The organism is Micromonospora sp. NBRC 110037, from assembly GCF_001652995.1.
GTDB lineage: Bacteria > Actinomycetota > Actinomycetes > Mycobacteriales > Micromonosporaceae > Micromonospora > Micromonospora chalcea.
In genome coordinates, this window is sequence record NZ_BBVA01000003.1 from 530356 (window position 1) to 549629 (window position 19274).

Sequence of the window (19274 nt, forward strand, 5' to 3'; positions counted from 1 at the left end):
TGTCGCCAGGCTGGGGCGATGCCCGATCGTGTCGCCGTCCTCTCCGACATCCACGGTGTGCTGCCCGCGCTGGAAGCGGTGCTGGCCGAGCCGGACGTGGCCGCCGCCGACCTGATCGTCCTCACCGGTGACCTGGCGGCCGGCCCGCAACCGGTCGAGGTGCTGGACCGGCTGGCCGCGCTCGGCGACCGGGCCTGCTGGGTCGGCGGGAACGCCGACCGGGAGCTGGTGCAGGCGCGTGCCGGGGCGGCGTCCCCGATCGAGGTGTCGAACTGGGCCGCGGGGCAGCTCCGCGACGACCAGGTGGCCCGGCTGGCCGCGCTGCCGCCGTCCGTCACGCTGCCGGTCACCGGTCTGGGCGACGTGCTGTTCTGCCACGCCACCCCGCGCGACGACGAGGAGGTCGTGCTCGTCGACTCGCGGCTGGACCGCTGGGCCGAGGTCTTCGCCGGCCTGCCGCCCGAGGTCGGCACCGTGGTCTGCGGGCACACGCACATGCCGTTCACCCGGCTGGCCGACCGCCGCCTGGTGGTGAACCCGGGCAGCGTCGGCATGCCGTACGGGGGCGCGGGCGCCTGGTGGGCGCTGCTCGGTCCGGGCGTGCAACTGCGCCGTACGCGCTTCGACGTGGACGCCGCCTGCGCCCGGATCGCCACCGAGTCCGCCTTTCCGGACGCGGCGGCCTGGGCCGACGAGTACGTCCGCTCCCGCCACTCCGACGCCGACGCGCTCACCGTCTTCGCTCCGCGCGACGGTCGCTGAGGCGTTAAAAAGGGGCCCTTCCGCTACCGCAGGCGTTAACAAGGGCCCCCTCCTTTCAAAAAAGTCAGGCTTGACTGTTTGTTTTGGGGGCGGCAGGCTGATGGCGTGTCCACCGCACCGAGCCGAGTTCCGCAGCAGGAGCGCAGCCGCGCCACCCAGGCCCGGCTGCTGGAGGCGACAGTCGACTGCCTGGTGGAGCACGGCTGGTCCGGCACCACCACGACAGTGGTGGCGGCCCGCGCCGGGGTCTCCCGGGGCGCCCAGCTGCACCACTACCCCACCAAGGCCGCGCTGGTCACCGCCGCCGTCGCGCACCTGACCGAGCGCCGGGCGGCCGAGCTGCGCGCCGAGGCGGCGGCCCTGCCGGTCGGCCCGCAGCGGCTCGACGGCGTGGTCGACCTGCTCGCCGCCTCCTTCACCGGCCCGCTGTTCGCGGCCGCGCTGGAGCTGTGGGTGGCCGCGCGTACCGACGCCGAGCTGCGCGCCGCGCTGGTGCCGCTGGAGGCGCGGATCGGCCGCGAGATGCACCGGCTCACCGTCGAGCTGCTCGGCGTGGACGAGCGCAAGCCGGGCGTACGCGAGTCGGTGCAGGCCACGCTCGACCTGCTCCGCGGCCTCGGCGTGGCCAACCTGCTCAGCGACGACTCGCCCCGCCGCGCCGCCCTGCTGCACACCTGGAAACGCCAGCTCGCCGCGCTGCTCACCCCCGAGAGCGAGCGGCACTGATCCCCTGACCCACCCCCGCCCGGAGGCACAATGGTCGACCTGACAGCCCTGCTCGCGGATCTGGCCGCCGAGTCCGAACAACTCGACGCGCTCGTCGCGGACCTGCCGCCGGACGGATGGGAGCGGCCGACACCGGCCCCGGGCTGGACCGTCGCACACCAGATCGCACACCTGGCCTGGACCGACCACGTCGCCTACCTGGCGGCCACCGACGAGTCCGCGTTCTTCGCCTCGGTGATGGCCGCGCCGGACCCGTCGCGCCTGGTCGAGGACGGCGCCGAGTCCTTCCTCGCGCCCCCGCCTGCGCTGCTGGCCCGCTGGCGTTCCGGCCGGTCGGCGCTCGCCGGCGCGCTCACCGCCGTCCCGGCCGGGCAGAAGATCCCCTGGTACGGCACCAGCATGTCGCCCACCTCGATGGTGACGGCCCGGCTGATGGAGACGTGGGCGCACGGCGAGGACGTGGCAGACGCGCTGGGCGTCAGCCGTACCCCGACGCAGCGCCTGCGCCACATCGCGCACCTCGGCTTCCGTACCCTCGGGCACGGCTTCGCCGCCCACGGCCGTGCGGTGCCCACGGCGCCGGTGCGGGTGGAGCTGACCGCGCCCGCGGGCGGTGACGTGTGGGAGTTCGGGCCGGCCGACGCGGCCGACCGGGTGACCGGCCCGGCGCTCGACTTCTGCCTGCTCGTCACGCAGCGCCGGCACCGCGCCGACCTGGCCCTGACCGCCACCGGGCCGGTGGCCGACGAGTGGCTGGACGTGGCCCAGGCGTTCGCCGGCCCGCCCGGTGACAAGCGGGAACCGGCGAGCGGAGTTCCCTCATGAGCGTGCTGCGGATCGGGAACGCGTCGGGCTTCTACGGCGACCGTTTCGCCGCCTGGCGGGAGATGCTCGACGGCGGCGAGCTGGACGTGCTGACCGGTGACTACCTGGCCGAGCTGACCATGCTCATCCTCGGCCGGGACCGGATGCGCGACCCGTCGCTGGGCTACGCGAAGACGTTCCTGCGTCAGGCGGAGGGCGTGCTCGGCACCGCGCTGGAGCGCGGCGTCACGCTGGTCACAAACGCGGGCGGCCTCAACCCGGCGGGGCTGGCCGACGCGATCCGGTCGCTCGGCGACCGGCTCGGCCTCCAGGTGCGGGTCGGGTACGTCGAGGGCGACGCGATCCAGCGGCCGGACGCGCTGACCGCCAACGCGTACCTGGGCGCGTTCGGGATCGCGGCCTGCCTGGACGCGGGCGCGGACGTGGTGGTCACCGGTCGGGTCACCGACGCCTCGCTGGCGGTCGGCCCGGCGATCGCCCGCTTCGGGTGGACCCGCGACGACCTCGACGCGCTGGCCGGGGCCACGGTGGCCGGGCACCTGATCGAGTGCGGCGCGCAGGTCACCGGCGGCAACTTCAGCTTCTTCACCGAACTGCCGGACGGCGGGCACCGGCCCGGATTCCCGATCGCCGAGCTGCACGCGGACGGCTCGTCGGTGCTCACCAAGCACGCCGGCACCGGCGGCGCGGTGACGGTCGAGACGGTCACCGCCCAGCTGCTGTACGAGGTGGGCGGCCCGGACTACCTCGGGCCGGACGTGGTGACCCGGCTCGACACGGTACGGCTGGAGCAGGAGGGCCCGGACCGGGTACGTGTCTCCGGGGTACGCGGCACGCCGCCGCCGGACACGCTGAAGGTGGGCGTCAACAACCTGGGCGGCTTCCGCAACTCGATGACGTTCGTGCTGTGCGGGCTGGACATCCCGGCCAAGGCGGCACTGGTCCGCGCCCAGATCGAGGAGTCGGTCGGCACGGAGGGGCTGGAGTTCACGCTGGCCCGTACCGACCACCCGGACACCGGCGACACCGAGGCGGCGAGCGCGCTGCTGCACGTACACCTGCGCGACGGCGACAAGTCGCGGGCCGGGCGGGCGTTCTCGGCGGCGGCGGTGGAGCTGGCGCTGGCCTCCTATCCGGGTTGCACGCTCACCACGCTGCCCGGTGACGCGACGCCGTACGGGGTGTTCACCGCCGACGCGATCGCGCAGGACGCGGTCGAGCACGTGGCGGTCCTGCCCTCCGGCGAGCGGGTGCCGATCCCACCGCCGACGGTGACGAGCGGCTTGGAAGGGACCCTTGTACAACACGAGGCGTTAACAGGGGGCCCTTCCTTGCACGCCACCCGGCGGGGGCCGCTCGGTGAGCTGGTCGGCGCGCGCTCGGGCGACAAGGGCGGCGACGCCAACCTGGGCGTCTGGGCCCGCACCGACGCGACCTGGCCGTGGCTGCGCGACTGGCTGACCGTGGAACGGCTGGCCGAGCTGCTGCCGGAGACGGCGTCGCTCACCGTCGAGCGGTACGAGCTGCCGAACCTGCGCGCCGTCAACTTCGTGATCCGCGGGCTGCTCGGGCAGGGCGTGGCCGCGTCCACCCGGTTCGATCCCCAGGCCAAGGCGCTCGGCGAGCTGCTGCGCTCCCGGGTGGTCGATCTTCCGACGGAGGTTCCGGCATGACCATCGTGGACACGCCGGAACGCCGGCAGCTACGCGAGCTGACCCGCTCGTTCGTGGTCCGGGAGGTGCTGCCGCACCTGTCCGACTGGGAGCGGGCCGGCGAACTGCCCCGGTCGCTGCACGAGACCGCCGCGAAGGTCGGCCTGCTCGGCATCGGCTTCCCGGAGTCGGTCGGCGGCAGCGGCGGCGACCTGCTCGACTCGATGGTGGTCACCGAGGAGATCATCCGCTCGGGCGGGTCGTCGGGGCTGATCGCCGCGCTGTTCACGCACGGGATCGCGCTGCCGCACATGGTTCAGGCTCAGGACGAGGCGCTGATCGAGAAGTACGTCCGGCCGGCGCTCGCCGGGACGATGATCGGCGCGTTGGCGATCACCGAGCCGGACGGCGGCTCGGACGTGGCGGGCATCCGCACCTGCGCCGTACGCGACGGCGACCACTACGTCGTGAACGGCGCCAAGACGTACATCACCAGCGGGGTCCGGGCAGACTTCGTCACCACTGCGGTCTGCACCGACTTTCCCGGGTCGGGCTCGCTCAGCCTGCTCGTGATCGACAAGGGCACGCCGGGGTTCACGGTGGGCCGGCGGCTGGAGAAGCTGGGCTGGCACTGCTCCGACACGGCCGAACTGTCCTTCGTCGACGTCCGGGTGCCGGTGGGCAACCGGGTCGGCCCGGAGGACACCGGCTTCCTCGCCATCATGCAGCAGTTCGCCGCCGAGCGGCTGTCGCTCGCCACGCAGGCGTACGCGACCGCGCAGCGCTGCGTGGACCTGACGGTGCGGTGGTGCCGGGACCGTCAGACGTTCGGCCGGCCGCTCGTTTCGCGGCAGGTGGTGCGGCACCGGCTGGCCGAGATGCACTCCCGCACCGAGGCGGCCCGGGCGTACGTGCACGAGGTCGCCGAGCGGGTCGCCGCCGGGCAGCCGGTGGTGACCGAGGTGGCGATCGCGAAGAACGTGGCGGTGTCCGCGTGCGACTTCGTCGTCGACGCGGCGCTGCAACTGCACGGCGGTTTCGGCTACATGCGTGACGCCGAGGTGGAGCGGCACTACCGCGACGCCCGGCTGCTCGGCATCGGCGGCGGCGCCACCGAGATCATGAACGAGATCATCGCGAAGGGCATGGGCCTGTGAGCACGACAGTTCTGCAGAGCACGATCGACCCGTCCGCGCCCGCCTTCACCGCCAACCGGGAGGCGCTGCTGGAACGCCTCGCCGAACTGGAGGCGGCGCTCGACCAGGCCCGGGGCGGTGGCGGCGAGAAGTACGTGACCCGCCATCACGGTCGCGGCAAGCTGCTCCCGCGGGAGCGGATCGAGCTGCTGCTCGACCCGGACAGCCCGTTCCTGGAGCTGTCGTCGGTGGCCGCGTTCGGCACCGACTTCCCGGTCGGCGCCAGCACCGTGACCGGCATCGGCGTGGTCGAGGGCGTCGAGTGCCTGATCGTGGCGAACGACCCGACGGTACGCGGGGGCGCGATCAACCCGTGGTCGCTGGCGAAGACCCGGCGGGCGGGTGAGATCGCGGCGGCGAACCGGCTGCCGATGGTGAACCTGGTCGAGTCGGCCGGGGCGGACCTGCCCACCCAGGCGGAGATCTTCATTCCGGGCGGCCGGGTGTTCCGGGACCTGACCCGACTGTCGGCGCAGCGGATCCCGACGGTGAGCGTGGTCTTCGGCAACGCCACCGCCGGTGGCGCGTACGTGCCCGGCATGTCGGACTTCACCATCATGATCCGGGACCGCTCGCAGGTCTACCTCGCCGGGCCGCCGCTGGTGAAGATGGCCACCGGCGAGGTCACCGACGACGAGTCGCTGGGCGGCGCGGCGATGCACGCCACCACGTCCGGCCTGGCCGACTTCCTCGCCTCCGACGAGCGCGACGGGATCCGGCTGGCCCGGCAGTGCGTCCGCCGGCTCAACTGGCGCAAGCAGGGCCCGCCGCCCCGCAACCCGCACCCGCTGCCACCCCGGTACGACCCGGAGGAGCTGCTCGGGATCGCCAGCGCCGACCTGAAGGTGCCGTTCGACCCGCGCGAGGTGCTGGCCCGGGTACTCGACGACAGCGCGTTCGACGAGTTCAAGCCCGGCTACGGCACCGCGCTCGTGACCGGCTGGGGTGAGCTGCACGGCTACCCGGTCGGCGTGCTGGCGAACGCCCGGGGCGTGCTGTTCAGCGAGGAAGCGCAGAAGGCGGCGCAGTTCATCCAGCTCGCCAACGCGGCGGACACACCGCTGGTCTTCCTGCAGAACACCACCGGTTACATGGTCGGCACCGAGTACGAGCAGCGCGGCATCATCAAGCACGGCGCCCTGATGATCAACGCGGTGTCGAACTCGAAGGTGCCGCACCTGACGGTCAACCTGGGCGCCTCCTACGGCGCCGGCAACTACGGCATGTGCGGCCGGGCGTACGAGCCGCGGTTCCTGTTCACCTGGCCGAACGCGAAGTCGGCGGTGATGGGCCCGGCGCAGCTCGCCGGGGTGCTGTCCATCGTGGCCCGGCAGGCCGCCGCCGCCCGGGGCCGCGAGTACGACGAGGACACCGACGCCGCCATGCGGATGATGGTCGAGCAGCAGATCGAGTCGCAGTCCGGCGCGCTGTTCCTGTCCGGGCGGCTCTACGACGACGGGGTGATCGACCCCCGGGACACCCGTACCGTCCTCGGGCTGTGCCTGTCGGCGATCCACAACGGACCGGTGAAGGGCGCCGACGGTTTCGGCGTCTTCCGGATGTAGGGGGCGTACTCAAGATGATCACCAAGCTTCTGGTCGCGAACCGGGGCGAGATCGCCCGCCGGGTCTTCGCCACCTGCCGCGCCCTCGGCGTGGCCACCGTCGCCGTGCACTCCGACGCGGACGCCGACGCGCCGTTCGTCGCCGACGCCGACCAGGCGGTACGGCTGCCGGGGAACACGCCGGCCGAGACGTACCTGCGCGTCGACGCCATCCTCGACGCGGCCCGCCGGTCCGGCGCGGACGCCGTCCACCCCGGTTACGGCTTCCTGGCCGAGAACGCCGAGTTCGCGGCGGCGGTGACCGACGCGGGTCTGACCTGGGTCGGGCCGTCCGCGAAGGCGATCGCGGCGATGGGCGACAAGATGGCCGCCAAGGCGCTGCTCGCCGACGCGGGCGTGCCGATGCTGCCCACCTGGACCGATCCGGCCGAGGTCACCGCCTTCCCGGTGCTGGTCAAGGCCGCCGCCGGTGGCGGCGGCCGGGGCATGCGGATCGTCCACGACGCGGCCGGGCTGGCCGAGGCCGTCGCGGGCGCGCGCCGCGAGGCCGCGGCGGCGTTCGGCGACGGCACGGTCTTCATCGAGCGGTACGTGGAACGCGGCCGCCACGTCGAGGTGCAGATCTTCGGCGACACCCACGGCACCGTCGTGGCCCTCGGGGTACGCGACTGCTCGATCCAGCGCCGCCACCAGAAGATCGTCGAGGAGGCGCCCGGCGTGCTGCCCGACGACGTGCGCGCGGCGCTGCACGAGGCGGCGGTGGCCGCCGGGCGGGCCGTCGACTACGTCGGCGCGGGAACAGTGGAGTTCCTGCTCGCGCCGGACGGGCAGGTGCACTTCCTGGAGATGAACACCCGCCTCCAGGTGGAACACCCGGTCACCGAGCTGACCACCGGGCTGGACCTGGTACGGCTGCAACTGCTCGTCGCCGAGGGCGAGCCGCTGCCGGTCACCACCACGCCGCCGGCCGACGGCCACGCCATCGAGGTACGGCTGTGCGCCGAGGACCCGGCTCAGGGCTTCCGTCCGGCCACCGGCACGCTGCACCGGTTCGCGATCCCCGGGGTCGCCGCCGAGTTCGGTCCGGCCCGGGGGCTGCGCCTGGACTCGGGCGTGGTGGACGGCTCGACGGTGAGCGTGCACTACGACTCGATGCTGGCGAAGCTCGTCGCCTGGGCGCCCACCCGCACCGAGGCGGCCCGCGCCCTGGCCGGCGCGCTGGCCCGCGCCGAGCTGCATGGCGTGGCCACCAACCGGGACCTGCTGGTACGCGTGCTGCGCAGCCCGGAGTTCGCCGCCGTGGACGTCGACACCGGCTTCCTGGACCGGCACCCGGAGGTGTTCGAGCCGCTGCTGCCGGCCGAGCAGCTTCCGGTGGCGGCGCTCGCCGCCGCGCTGGCCGCTGCCGCCGCGCGCCGGGCCGCCGCCCCGGTGCTGGCCGGGCTGCCGTCCGGCTGGCGCAACGTGCCGTCCTTCCCGCAGGTCACCCGGTTCACCGGCCCCGGTGACGAGGAGATCGAGGTCCACTACCGCCTGGACCGCACCGGCGCCCTCGCCGAGTGGGGAAGGAAGGGCTCCCTCTTAACGGATCCGGTAGAGGAAGGGTCCCCTGTTAACACCGAGCTGCCGGTGGTCGAGCTGGTGACAGCCGCCCCGGACCGGGTGGTGCTCGATGTCGACGGGGTTCGGCGGGCCTTCCGCGTACACCGGGTGGGGTCGTCGGTCTTCGTGGACGGCCCGGACGGGGCGGCGAGCCTCACCGAGCTGCCCCGCCTGCCCCTGCCCACCGCGGAGCTGGCGGCCGGGTCGCTGCTCGCGCCGCTGCCCGGGGCGGTCACCCGGGTGCACGTCGAGGTCGGTCAGCGCGTCGCCGCCGGTGACCTGCTGCTGACACTCGAAGCGATGAAGCTCGAACATCCCGTGCTCGCCCCCGCCGACGGCGTGGTGACGGAACTGCCGGTGCCCGCCGGCGGCCAGGTCGAGACGGGTGCCGTACTGGCCGTCGTGGACCCCGAGGAGGACCACCAGTGAACTTCGACCTCACCCCCGAACAGGACCAGCTCCGCGATGCGGTACGGGAGCTGGGACGCAAGTACGGCCATTCCTACTTCGTGTCGAAGGCCAAGGCCGGCGAGCACACCACCGAGCTGTGGCACGAGGCCGGCCGGCTGGGCTACCTGGGCGTCAACATCCCCACCGAGTACGGCGGCGGGGGCGGCGGCATCACCGACCTGGCGCTGGTGTGCGAGGAGTTGGCCGCGACCGGCTGCCCGCTGCTGCTCCTGGTGGTCTCCCCCGCCATCGCCGCCACGATCATCAGCAAGCACGGCACGGAGGAGCAGCGCAAGAAGCACCTTCCCGGGCTCGCCGACGGCTCCGAGAAGATCGTCTTCGCGATCACCGAGCCGGACGCCGGTTCGAACTTCCACCGGCTGTCCACAGTGGCCCGCCGCGACGGCGACGACTGGCTGCTCAGCGGCCGGAAGATCTACATCTCCGGCGTGGACGAGGCCGGGCACGTCCTCGTGGTCGCTCGCACCGAGGACGCGTCCACCGGGAAGTTGAAGCCGGCGCTGTTCATCGTGCCGACCGACGCGCCGGGCCTGGAGAAGTCCAAGCTGGACATGGAGATCCTGTCGCCGGAGAACCAGTTCCTGCTCTTCCTCGACGACGTCCGGCTGCCCGCCGACGCGCTCGTCGGCGAGTCGCTCGACGCCGGGCTGCCGGCGCTGTTCGCCGGGCTCAACCCGGAGCGCATCACGGTGGCCGCGATGGGTGCCGGCACCGGCCGGTACGCGATCGACAGGGCGAGCGACTACACCGCCACCCGCAAGGTGTGGGGCGGGAACTCGATCGGCTCGCACCAGGGCGTGGCGCACCCGCTCGCGCACGCGGCGGTACAGGTCGAGCTGGCCCGTCTGATGATCTACAAGGCGGCGACGCTGTACGACGCGGGTCGCGACCTGGAAGCGGGCATCTCCGGCAACATGGCCAAGTACGCGGCCGGTGAGGCCGCCGCGCTCGCCGTCGACACCGCCGTCCAGGCGCTCGGCGGGGCCGGCATGACCACCGAGTACGGCGTGTCGACGCTGCTCGGCGCGGTACGCGCGGGCCGGATCGCCCCGGTCAGCCGCGAGATGATCCTCAACTTCGTCGCCCAGCACGTCCTCGGCCAGGACAAGTCCTACTGACCGAGGTGGGCCCGGGGTACGGCGGGTGCCCGATCACCTGCCGTACCCCGGGGGTCCGTCACTGGGCGGTGTGGTCGAGGAGACCTCGGCCTCGCCACTCCCGGATCGACGCTCACGGTAGCGGCTTCCCAACCCGGAGCGATACGGCAGCCGGCCAACAGATGTAACGATTTTTGCTCGATCGACGCTTCTGCCGCTCCGAAGTGGAGCGTGACTGACGGGAAGCCGTCTCGGCCCGCCGGTTGACAGGTTGCCGCGCTGGGCCATGCTTGTCGGGTGAGATCGTTCCCGAAGCCCGATGCGCGGGCGAAGGCCGTCGTCGCGTCCCTGGCGACGGTTGCGGCGGTGGTGGCCCTCGCGGTGTGGCGCCCGCCCGGCATCCTGTCGGTCGTGCTGGCCCTGGTCTGCGTCGTGCTGGGCATGATCGCCGGGGTGACGATCACCGCGGCCCGCCAGCCCGTCAGCGGTGGTGGGCACACCCCGTCGCCCGAGACCTGGCTGCCCGAGGCCGGGTACGGAGTGGACGCCGACACGCTCGAGGCGATCGACCCCCGGGCGGTACGGAACCTGCGCGCCCCCGGCGGCCATCCGGTCGACGCGGACACGCTCGAGACGCTGGACCCGCGGGCGGTACGCGGCCTGCGGACGCAGACCGCGGTGGACGCCGACACGCTGGAGACGCTCGACCCGAGGTCGGTGCGACAGAGCCGAGGGCTCAGCGGCCGGTGAGCGTGGGCCCGGCGAGCGCGTTCACTCCCCGCCCGGCCAGGCACCGGTAGGTGCGGTCGGCGTCGGTCTCCGGCGGCAGCACCTCGAGGTTCCATCCGTTCGCCGGGTCCGCGCCACTGACCACCCGGAACGTGTCGGGGTTGCACACCTTGCCGACGGCCGGGTCGGCGACCACCGCGTCGTGCTTGGCGCCGGCGAGACCGGCCGGCAGGTCGCCCGCGGCGTACGTCTCCCAGGTGTGCTGGCCGTCGCAGGGCACCCGGCTCGCCTCGGCCCGGTCGCGGCGCAGCCGTACCGGACCGAAGCACTCCAGCTCGGAAGCGCACCGCGCGCCGGCCGGGAGCCGCACGTCGGCGGACGCGCAGCCGGGCACCGGCCCCCCGGCCACGCCGCTCGTCACCGGGGTCGGCGGAGCGGCGGGCGTGTGACCGGCGGCCAGCCAGCCGCCACCGGCCGACGCCGCCAGCGCGAGCACCCCGGCGCCGCCGAGGAACCAGCGCTTGGGCCAGCGGCGGGCCCGCGACGCCACGGTCGGGTGGTCGTCGTCGGCGGGCGGGCGCGGGTTCGGGCCGCCGCTACGGCGGTAGCGCTCGGCGCCGTCGTAGAGCGCGCCGCCGGCCGGGGCGCCGTCCAGCGGCAGCCCGGCGAGCAGGCCGCGCAACTCGACCGCGGAGGGACGCGCGCCCGGGTCGTTCGACATCCCCAGCCGGAGTACGTCGATCAGCTCGCCGGGCACCCCGGGCAGCCCGGGGATGGGCTGCTGGAACATCTCCAGCACGGTCACCAGACTCGGGTTGCGTTCCGAGTGCCAGCGCGGCGGCCGGCCGTACATCACCGCGTAGAGGGTGGCGCACAGCGAGTAGACGTCGACGGCCGGGCTGGGCGGGCTGTGGTTGAACGTCTCGGGCGGCGCGTACGCCGGGGTGAGCGCCTCCAGCATGACCGAGGAGTCACGGAACTCGGCGAGCACCGCCAGGCCGAAGTCGGCGAGGACCGCCGAGTTGAACTCGGAGTGCAGGATGTTTGCCGGCTTGACGTCCCGGTGCAGCACGCCCGCCGCGTGCGAGTGGGCCAGCGCGTCGGCGATCTTCACGCCGAGGTCGCGGGTCTCCTCCGGGCCCAGCGGCGAGGTGCGCATCCGCTCCGCGTACGAGCCGTCGCACAGTTCCATGATCAGGTAGGGGTGCTGGTCGACGGTGACCCCGACGTCGAAGAGGTCGACCACGTGGGGGTGCGACGACATCCGCCCGGCGGCGCGGGCCTCGCGCAGGAAGCGGGCCTGGTCGCGTTCGCTGTCCAGCGTCCGGTTCTCGATCTTGACCGCCACCTCGCGCCCCACCGAGATCTGGGTGGCCCGGTAGATGGTGGCGTAGCCGCCCCGGGCGAACACCTGCAGATCGGTCAGACCGGGCACGATTGGCAGCCGCACGGCGCCGGGCGGGGTCTCGGTCACGGTTCGAAAATACCCAACTGGTCCGGCCGCTCAGCGGGCCGCATCGGTGGCCGGCACCGGATCCGGCGCGGAGTCGTCAGTGGCGGTGCCCGCCCGGCGCGCGTCCCACCACAGGCCGACGGCTGTCGCGACCGCGCCCAGCCCCTCCCACGCGGCGACCGCGAAGAACCGGTCCGGCGCGACGTCGGACAGCACCGCGATGGTGAAGACGGTGAACGTGACCAGGCGGAACCAGACAGTGAAGCGGTAGAACGGCCGCCACTCGGTGGCGACGGCGAGCAGGTAGTAGACCCCCATGTTGAACGAGGCCATCGACGACGCGGTGAGGAACGTGCCGGTGTAGTCGCCCGGGGCGCGTTCGGCCGGCACCTCGAAGCCGAGCAGACGAAGCTGAGTCTCCGGCCAGATCAGGCCGAGCGCGCCGAGGAGCAGCGCGAGGAGCCCGAAGACCGCGATCGTCCAGCCGGCGCCCGAGCGCGGCAGCCTCATCGTCCCTCCCCAGCGTGGTCCGCCGGTGACGCAGGCGCGCACCGGGAGGCGGCAGTCGATCCACGACTGTCGCCGCCCACGCTAACCGGCTCCACCGACGAACACATCCCCGGAACCGTCAGAACACGGGTGATCAGCCGCCGGAGAGGCGGACCCGCAACGCGTCGGCGACCATCCGCTCACTGCGCTGTTCGGTGGCGTACGCGAGGCGTACCGCCTCCTCCGCGTTGGTCAGCGCCTCGGCCCGGCGGCCGCAGGCGTCGAGCGCCTCGGCCAGCACCAGCCGCGCCACCACCTGGCTGCGCACGTCCTCGGCCGGCGCCGTGATCGACCGCTGCGCCCAGTCGAGCGCCTGTTCGCGCTGGCCGTGGGCGAGCAGCGCGGCGGCGTACCGGGCCATCGTCTGCCGCCGGGAGAACAGCAGCGAGGGCGCGTTCGCCGCGCCGGTGGCGACCGGGGCCAGCAGCCCCACGGCGGTACCCGGGTCACCGGCCGCGAGGCGGGCCATGGCGAGCAGCACCCGGGGCGCGACCTGGGCCGGGGCCTGCGGGTTGTGCGGCTCCACCCGGGTCAGCACCGACCGTGCCTCCCGCTCGGCGGTCTCGTGGTCGCCCATGTCCAGCGCCACGAAGCCGCGCAGCGTCCCGGCCATGCCGGTCAGCAGCGGGTGGGTGGTGCGGTCGGCGTACTCGAGCGCGTCGGTGAACAGGTCGGCCGCGTGTTCCGGCTCGCCCAGCCCGCGCGCCACCACGCCGCGCACCACGAGCGCGAAGCCCTGCCCCCAGTCGTCGCCCACCTCGGCGAAGTCCCGGTACGCGCGCCGCGCCGCCCGGTCCGCCTCGGCCAGGTCGCCCAGCTCGGCGGTGGCGTACGCCTCGACCGCGCGCAGCGTGCCGACCGCCCACGCCTCGCCGACCCGCTCCCCGAACGGCAGGAACACCCGCGCCATCCGGCACGCCTCCCGCAGCCGTCCGGCGAGCAGCCGGGCGAACGCGGTGGTGCCGCGCAGCCAGGCCCGCCCGTACGGGTCCTTCAGCTCGGCGAAGAGCCGGGCGGCCCGCCCGAGCACCGCGTCGGTGCCGGCGAAGTCGCCCCGGGTGGTGGTCACCCAGGCCAGGTTCTGCAACGACCAGGCCTGCCCGCGCGGATCCCGGGCGGCCAGGCTGACCTGATAGGACGCGGCCAGCCGGCTGCTCGCCTGCCCGAGCCGGCCGGCGATGAAGTCGGCCATGCCGAGCCGCCGCATCGCCGACGCCCGCATGGTGGGCAGGTCGGCGTCGGTGGCCACCTGCAACGCCTCCTGCCAGCTGCGCTCGGCCCGCTCGGCGTCACCCAGCGTCTGCTGGGCCTGCCCGGCCAGCAGCAGCGCGGCGGTCCGGGTGGCCGGGTCACCGGTGTTCGCGGCGATCTTCTCGGCGAACGCGAGCGCGTCGGCCGGGCGGCCGATCTGGAGCAGCGCCCGGGCGTGCGTCACCCGGTCGGCCGGCGGTACGCCGTCGCGGGCCAGCTCGGCCGCGCGCTCGGCGTACTCGACCGCGAGAGCCGGCTCCCCCGACCGCAGTGACCGGCGGGCGGCCCGGCCCAGCGCGGCCACGCCCAGCGGGGTGACCGCCCGGGCCGGCGCGTCCGGGCGCAGCTTGACCGCGTCGGCGAGCGCTGTGGCCCGCTCGACGTGCTCGGCGACGAAGTCGTCCCGGGCGGCCTCGGTGAAGGCGCCCGCCGGGGCGCCGCCCGTCCCGTCCACGCTCTCCGGCGCGGCCCAGCGGGCCAGCGCCGCGTGCCGTTCGGCCAGCTCGGCCTTGCTCACCCCGGCGTACGCGGCCTCCCGCATGAGCGGGGTGGCGAAGGCGAACCCGGTGCGGGTGCGGTGCAGCATGCGGCGTTGCAGCAGCTCCTCCACGGCCCGGTCCAGCTCGACGGCGGCCACCGCGGCGGGCCGGCCGTCCTGCCCGAGCCGCTGCTCGCGCAGCGCCTCCAGCGCACCGGCGGGCACTGTGTCGCCCACCACCGCGGCGTCGCGCAGCGCCGAGCGGGCATCCGGCGGCAGCGCGTCGATACGCGCCGCGAGCACCGCGGCCAGGTCCCGGGAGAGCAGCCGGCTGCCGAGCGAGCCGGGCGCGAGACGCCAGCCGACGTCCGCGCCGCGGCCCGGCCCGGCGGTCAGCGCGCCGCGCTCCATCAGCAGCGTCACGAGTTCGGCCAGGTAGAACGGGTTGCCCTGGGCGGTGGCGAGCAGCCGGTCCGTGTCGGCCTGGGGCATGCGGCCACCGGCGAGGTAGCTGGTGAGCAGCCGGGAGGCGTCCGCGCCGCGCAGCGGCGGCAGCGCGTGCACCTCGGCGTCCGCGACCCGGGTCAGCGCGCCGGCGGTCCGTACCAGCTCGGGACGGCCGAGCAGCAGCACGAGCACCGGCCCGCTGAGCCGGTTGAGGGTCAGCGCCAACGCCTTGAGCGTCTCGGCCGTGGCGTCGTGCAGGTCGTCCACCACGATCACCAGCGGCGCCTCCACGGCGAGCGCGGTGAGCAGGTCCGCGACAGCGGTCGGCACGGCTTCGTCGTCCGGTGGCGGCCCGGCCGCGTTCCACTCACCGTTCTCCGTGGCGGGCGGCAGTTCGGCGTACCCGAGCAGGGCCAGGAGCTGGTCCACGGCGATCGGTGGCGGGTCGCCGGGGAGCCGGGACAGGCGCTGGCCGAGGCGGCGCAGCCGCTCCTCGACGGCCGGGCGGGTGACGGCGGTGGCCGCGTCGCCGGGCAGGCCGACGGCGGCGCGGACCAGGTCGGCCAGCGGGGCCAGGCGGCGCCGCTCGCCGAACGCGGCGCACCGCACCGACAGCACCCGGGCGCCGGTGTGCGCGGCGTACCGGCCGGCGCCGACGTCGTATCCGGCGGCGAGGCGTTCCACCTCGGCCGCGAACCGGGACTTGCCGATGCCCGCCTCGGCGGTCATCAGCAGCACCCGGGGCTCGCCCCGGTCGATCACCTCGGCGAGCCGGCCGGCGACCCGGCCGATCTCGGTCTCCCGGCCCACGAACGGCGCCTCGTCGCCGAGACCGGACCGGGTGCCGGGCGCGTCCAGCAGGCCCAGCAGCTCGTACGCCTCGACCGGCTCCCGCTTGCCCTTGAGCCGCAGCGGGCGCAGCGCCCGCCAGGAGGCGACGTGCCGGGTGGCGGCGGAGGTGCGCGCCCCGGCGTAGACCGCGCCGACCGCGGCGGCGTCGGCGAGCCGCGCGGCGGTGTTCACCGTGTCGCCGATGACCGTGTACTCGATCGCCGCCTGGATGCCCGCGATCACGTCCCCGGTGTTGAGGCCGACGCGCAGGCCCAGCGGCGCGCCGCCGCCCCGCTCGTCGTCGAGCACCCGCCGCACCGCGCGCTGCATGGACAGCGCCGCGCGGACCGCCCGCTCGGCGTCGTCCTCGTGGGCGACCGGCGCGCCGAAGACCGCCATGATCCCGTCGCCGGTGAGCTTGTCGACGTGGCCGCCGAACGTCTTGACCGCGCCCGCGAGGGCGGCGAGCACCCGGTCGGTGACCGCGCCGACCCGTTCCGGGTCCAGGTCCTCCGACCAGGAGGTGAAGTCGGACAGGTCACCGAAGAGCACTGTCACCACGCGGCGTTCGGCGGCGGGCAGCGTGGCGGCGGCCGGCAGCGCCGCGCCGCAGTTGTGACAGAACCGCGCCCCGGGTACCGCTACCGTCCCGCACACCGGGCAGGTCACGGCTGCTCCACTCCGAGGTGTTCGAGCTGGGCGCGGACGGACCACTCGGCGGCCCACCACAGCGACCTGTCGACGTCGGCGTAGACCACGGCGACCACCTCGGGCGCGGTGGTGGCGCCCGCGGCCACGGCGGCGCGCACCTGGTCCAGCCGGGCCCGCCGGTGGGCCAGGTAGAAGTCGGCCGCCGCGCCGCAGTCGGCGAGCGCCGGGCCGTGGCCCGGGAGCACCGGGACCTCCCGGTACGTGGAGAGCAGTTCCAGGCTCGACAAATAGTCGCCGAGGTGCCCGTCGGGGTGGGCCACCACGGTGGTGCCCCGCCCGAGGATCGTGTCGCCGGTCAGCACCACCCGATCGCCGTCGTGCTCGGCGAGGAGGCAGACCGAGTCGGCGGTGTGCCCGGGGGTGGGCAGCAGCCGCAGGTCGAGCCCCAGGTCGAGGCGCATGTCGACGGTGAGCGGGTCACCGCCGGCGGTGTGGGCCGGGTCGGCGGCGAGCACGGGTACGCCGTCGAGCAGCTCACGCAGCCGGGGCGCGCCCTCGGTGTGGTCGGGGTGCCCGTGCGTGATCAGCACCGCGCCTATCGGCCCCTGGGCCGCGATCGCGGCGAGGTGCCCCTCGTCGGCGGGGCCCGGGTCGACCACCAGGGCCGGCGCGGCCGGCCCGGCCCGCAGCACCCACGTGTTGGTCCCGTCGAGCGTCATCGGCCCCGGATTGGGCGCGCGCAACAGCGTCACCCACCCCGGCAGCCCATCTGCAAGCGCCCCAGCGGCCCCGGTCACACGCCCACCCATGGCAGCGATCGTACGACTCCCCCGGCCACTCCCCGCGATCTTGCAGTTCCCGCCGCTGGTTTGTCCCCGTCTGGGGCTTCTGCCAGGGCGGCAACCGCAAGATCGCAGGCTCGGCGGGGCGGGTCAGACGACCTCGACGATGACCTCTACCTCTACCGGGGCGTCGAGGGGGAGTTCGGCCACGCCCACCGCGCTGCGGGCGTGGCGGCCGGCCTCGCCGAACACGGCGCCGAACAGGTCCGAGGCACCGTTGATCACGCCGGGCTGGCCGGTGAAACCGGGCGCACTGGCCACGAAGCCGGTCAGCTTCACGACCTTCACCACGTTCTCCAGCCCGACCAGCGCGTCGATCGCGGCCAGCGCGTTCAGCGCGCACCGCTGCGCCAGGTCCTTCGCCTGCTCGGCGGAGACGCCGTTGCCGACCTTGCCGGTGGCGAGCAGCTTGCCCTCGGCCATCGGCAGCTGGCCGGAGACGTAGACGTGCTGCCCGGACTGGACGGCCGGCACGTAGCTGGCCACCGGCGGCACCACCTCGGGCAGCGCGAGGCCGAGTTCGGCGAGCTTCGCGTGGGGTCCGTTGCTCATGCCGGTCAGCCCTTCGGGCGCTTCAGGTACGCGACGAGCTGCTCCGGGTTCGGGCCGGGCACCACCGAGACCAGTTCCCAGCCGTCCTCGCCCCAGTTGTCGAGGATCTGCTTGGTCGCGTGGACCAGCAGCGGCACCGTGGCGTATTCCCACTTCTGCATCGGAGGAGGGCTCCCTTGCCTGACTTGGACTTCGGTCAGGCACAGCCTACGGTCCGCCGTCGTCAACGGGACGCGGGACGCGGCTCCGGCGCGGAGGGCGGCTCGCCACACGGGCCCTCGTGCTCGAAGCGCTGCGGGCACCGGCTGCGGTCGGGCAGCAGCAGATCGCAGAAGACCCGGTGCCTGTTGTTCTGGTCGTCGGCGGTGGAGACGGTGGTCTCGCCCGCGTCCAGCTCCACCAGGAAGCTCAGCGAGGTGGCCACGGTGCCGGCGAGCGCGGTGGCCGCGGCGAGGTCGGCCACCCGTACCGGCAGGTGGATGACGTAGCCGGGCTCGTCCTCGTCCCGCCCCTTCGCGCCGGGGCGGGACGGCGTCCGGACCACCTCGACCGGAAGGCGGTACGACCGCTCGTTGAACGAGGCGGGCACGTCGGCCTCGCCGGGCCGGCCGGACCGGTCGCCGGGGAACTGGGCTCGGGGGGTGTTCTCCGCGTCGCGCATGCGTCGCCTCCGGGCGTCGTACCTGCTCACTGACACCGCCATCCGCCTCGGCACCGTCCGGCGGGTCCGGCTCTCCGTGTCGGGACGAACGTAGGACCTCCGGCCAGTCCCGGCAACGGGACGCGCATGCTTCGTCACAACCAGTCACATATGTGACACAAGCCTGGTCCGGAACGCGACCGCGAACTCGCCTCCCGCCGGTGCGTACGCGGGGCTGGCAAGCGCCCCGCCGACCGCTACCCTTCCGGACTGGGCACGCGCGGACGCGCGCCCGACCACCTCGACCCGTGCCCGTCGCCTGGGGCGGCGACGGGAGCCGCAACCCGGGGGAGACAGATGACCCAACCGCCCGCCGGTGGCGACACCGGCACGCCCGGCGACCCGCACCCACAATCACCGCCCGGCGGCGGCACACCGCCGGGCGCCGTTCCCGCCGCCGGGCCACCGGCGTATCCGCCCGGCCCGCCCGGCGGCCCACCACGCAAGCGACCGGCGCTGCTCATCGCCTCGCTGGTGCTGGCCGCCGCGGTCCTGCTCTGCGGCGGTGGGGGCACTGCCGCGTTCCTGGTCCTGCGCGACACCGAGAACGGCCAGGGAGCGAAGGAACCGCAGATCGCGGTGGACGGCTTCCTCAAGGCCGTCTACCAGGAGCGGGACGCCGAGAAGGCGGCCACGTTCGTCTGCTCGGCGGCCCGGGACGACGAGAAGATCGCCGCCAAGGTCGCCGAGGTGCGCAAGTACGCCGAGCAGTACCAGAACCCCCGGTTCCGCTGGAGCAACCCGACCGTCGACAACGAGACCGGCGACCGGGCCACCGTCTCCGCCCGGGTGACCATGACCACCGCCGACGAGAAGGTCGCCGAGCAGTCCCTGCGCTTCACAGTGGTGCGGAAGACGGGTTGGTGGGTCTGCGAGGTCGGCTGATCCGGCCGGCT

At 74.2% G+C, this 19274-nt stretch carries 17 protein-coding genes; 10 read left to right on the forward strand and 7 right to left on the reverse strand.

Annotated features, from left to right (window positions below; genetic code table 11):
* Nucleotides 1-18 precede the first annotated feature (18 nt).
* From A4R25_RS12470 to A4R25_RS12510, 9 genes are all read left to right on the forward strand, one after another.
* A complete protein-coding gene (locus tag A4R25_RS12470) occupies nucleotides 19-762 on the forward strand; it encodes a metallophosphoesterase (RefSeq protein WP_043327871.1) in 744 nt (247 codons plus the stop codon).
* A gap of 105 nt (nucleotides 763-867) precedes the next feature.
* Nucleotides 868-1488 (forward strand): TetR/AcrR family transcriptional regulator, encoded by a 621-nt coding sequence (locus A4R25_RS12475; protein WP_043327870.1) that lies wholly within the window; start codon nucleotides 868-870, stop codon nucleotides 1486-1488.
* 30 nt (nucleotides 1489-1518) lie between these two features.
* Entirely contained in the window at nucleotides 1519-2313 is a 795-nt protein-coding gene (locus tag A4R25_RS12480) for a TIGR03084 family metal-binding protein (protein WP_064446797.1), read from the forward strand.
* Nucleotides 2310-3986: an acyclic terpene utilization AtuA family protein gene (locus A4R25_RS12485; RefSeq protein ID WP_064446798.1), complete on the forward strand. Its 1677-nt coding sequence runs from the start codon at nucleotides 2310-2312 to the stop codon at nucleotides 3984-3986. Before A4R25_RS12480 ends, A4R25_RS12485 begins: the two co-directional genes overlap by 4 nt.
* The gene (locus A4R25_RS12490; protein WP_064446799.1) at nucleotides 3983-5122 is read left to right on the forward strand and encodes an acyl-CoA dehydrogenase family protein; all 1140 of its coding nucleotides are present in this window, start codon (nucleotides 3983-3985) and stop codon (nucleotides 5120-5122) included. Before A4R25_RS12485 ends, A4R25_RS12490 begins: the two co-directional genes overlap by 4 nt.
* Nucleotides 5119-6726: an acyl-CoA carboxylase subunit beta gene (locus tag A4R25_RS12495; protein WP_043327866.1), complete on the forward strand. Its 1608-nt coding sequence runs from the start codon at nucleotides 5119-5121 to the stop codon at nucleotides 6724-6726. The genes A4R25_RS12490 and A4R25_RS12495 overlap by 4 nt, the downstream gene beginning before the upstream one ends.
* A 14-nt stretch (nucleotides 6727-6740) precedes the next feature.
* Nucleotides 6741-8756, forward strand: a complete 2016-nt coding sequence (locus tag A4R25_RS12500) for a biotin carboxylase N-terminal domain-containing protein (protein WP_064446800.1) — start codon at nucleotides 6741-6743, stop codon at nucleotides 8754-8756.
* Nucleotides 8753-9916, forward strand: coding sequence for an acyl-CoA dehydrogenase family protein (locus tag A4R25_RS12505; protein WP_043327864.1), 1164 nt, complete (start codon nucleotides 8753-8755; stop codon nucleotides 9914-9916). Before A4R25_RS12500 ends, A4R25_RS12505 begins: the two co-directional genes overlap by 4 nt.
* Nucleotides 9917-10192: 276 nt before the next feature.
* Complete coding sequence (locus tag A4R25_RS12510; protein WP_043327863.1) at nucleotides 10193-10645, forward strand: hypothetical protein; 453 nt, start codon at nucleotides 10193-10195, stop codon at nucleotides 10643-10645.
* Here A4R25_RS12510 and A4R25_RS12515 read toward each other — a convergent pair.
* From A4R25_RS12515 to A4R25_RS12540, 7 genes are all read right to left on the reverse strand, one after another.
* Complete coding sequence (locus tag A4R25_RS12515; protein WP_064446801.1) at nucleotides 10632-12098, reverse strand: serine/threonine-protein kinase; 1467 nt, start codon at nucleotides 12096-12098, stop codon at nucleotides 10632-10634. The two genes, A4R25_RS12510 and A4R25_RS12515, sit on opposite strands and share 14 nt — an antisense overlap.
* A gap of 30 nt (nucleotides 12099-12128) precedes the next feature.
* Nucleotides 12129-12587 (reverse strand): hypothetical protein, encoded by a 459-nt coding sequence (locus A4R25_RS12520; protein WP_043327862.1) that lies wholly within the window; start codon nucleotides 12585-12587, stop codon nucleotides 12129-12131.
* A 133-nt stretch (nucleotides 12588-12720) separates the two neighbouring features.
* The gene (locus A4R25_RS12525; protein ID WP_064446802.1) at nucleotides 12721-16302 is read right to left on the reverse strand and encodes an adenylate/guanylate cyclase domain-containing protein; all 3582 of its coding nucleotides are present in this window, start codon (nucleotides 16300-16302) and stop codon (nucleotides 12721-12723) included.
* Nucleotides 16299-17093 (reverse strand): MBL fold metallo-hydrolase, encoded by a 795-nt coding sequence (locus A4R25_RS12530; protein ID WP_064446803.1) that lies wholly within the window; start codon nucleotides 17091-17093, stop codon nucleotides 16299-16301. Before A4R25_RS12530 ends, A4R25_RS12525 begins: the two co-directional genes overlap by 4 nt.
* Before the next feature lie 123 nt (nucleotides 17094-17216).
* Complete coding sequence (locus tag A4R25_RS12535) at nucleotides 17217-17678, reverse strand: RidA family protein (RefSeq protein WP_043327860.1); 462 nt, start codon at nucleotides 17676-17678, stop codon at nucleotides 17217-17219.
* Between the two features lie 5 nt (nucleotides 17679-17683).
* Complete coding sequence (locus A4R25_RS31085) at nucleotides 17684-17839, reverse strand: DUF4177 domain-containing protein (protein ID WP_013289021.1); 156 nt, start codon at nucleotides 17837-17839, stop codon at nucleotides 17684-17686.
* Between the two features lie 62 nt (nucleotides 17840-17901).
* Nucleotides 17902-18339: a hypothetical protein gene (locus A4R25_RS12540; RefSeq protein WP_043327859.1), complete on the reverse strand. Its 438-nt coding sequence runs from the start codon at nucleotides 18337-18339 to the stop codon at nucleotides 17902-17904.
* Between the two features lie 336 nt (nucleotides 18340-18675).
* Here A4R25_RS12540 and A4R25_RS12545 point away from each other — a divergent pair, with 336 nt between their 5' ends.
* The gene (locus tag A4R25_RS12545) at nucleotides 18676-19263 is read left to right on the forward strand and encodes a hypothetical protein (RefSeq protein ID WP_064446804.1); all 588 of its coding nucleotides are present in this window, start codon (nucleotides 18676-18678) and stop codon (nucleotides 19261-19263) included.
* The last annotated feature ends 11 nt before the right edge of the window (nucleotides 19264-19274 follow it).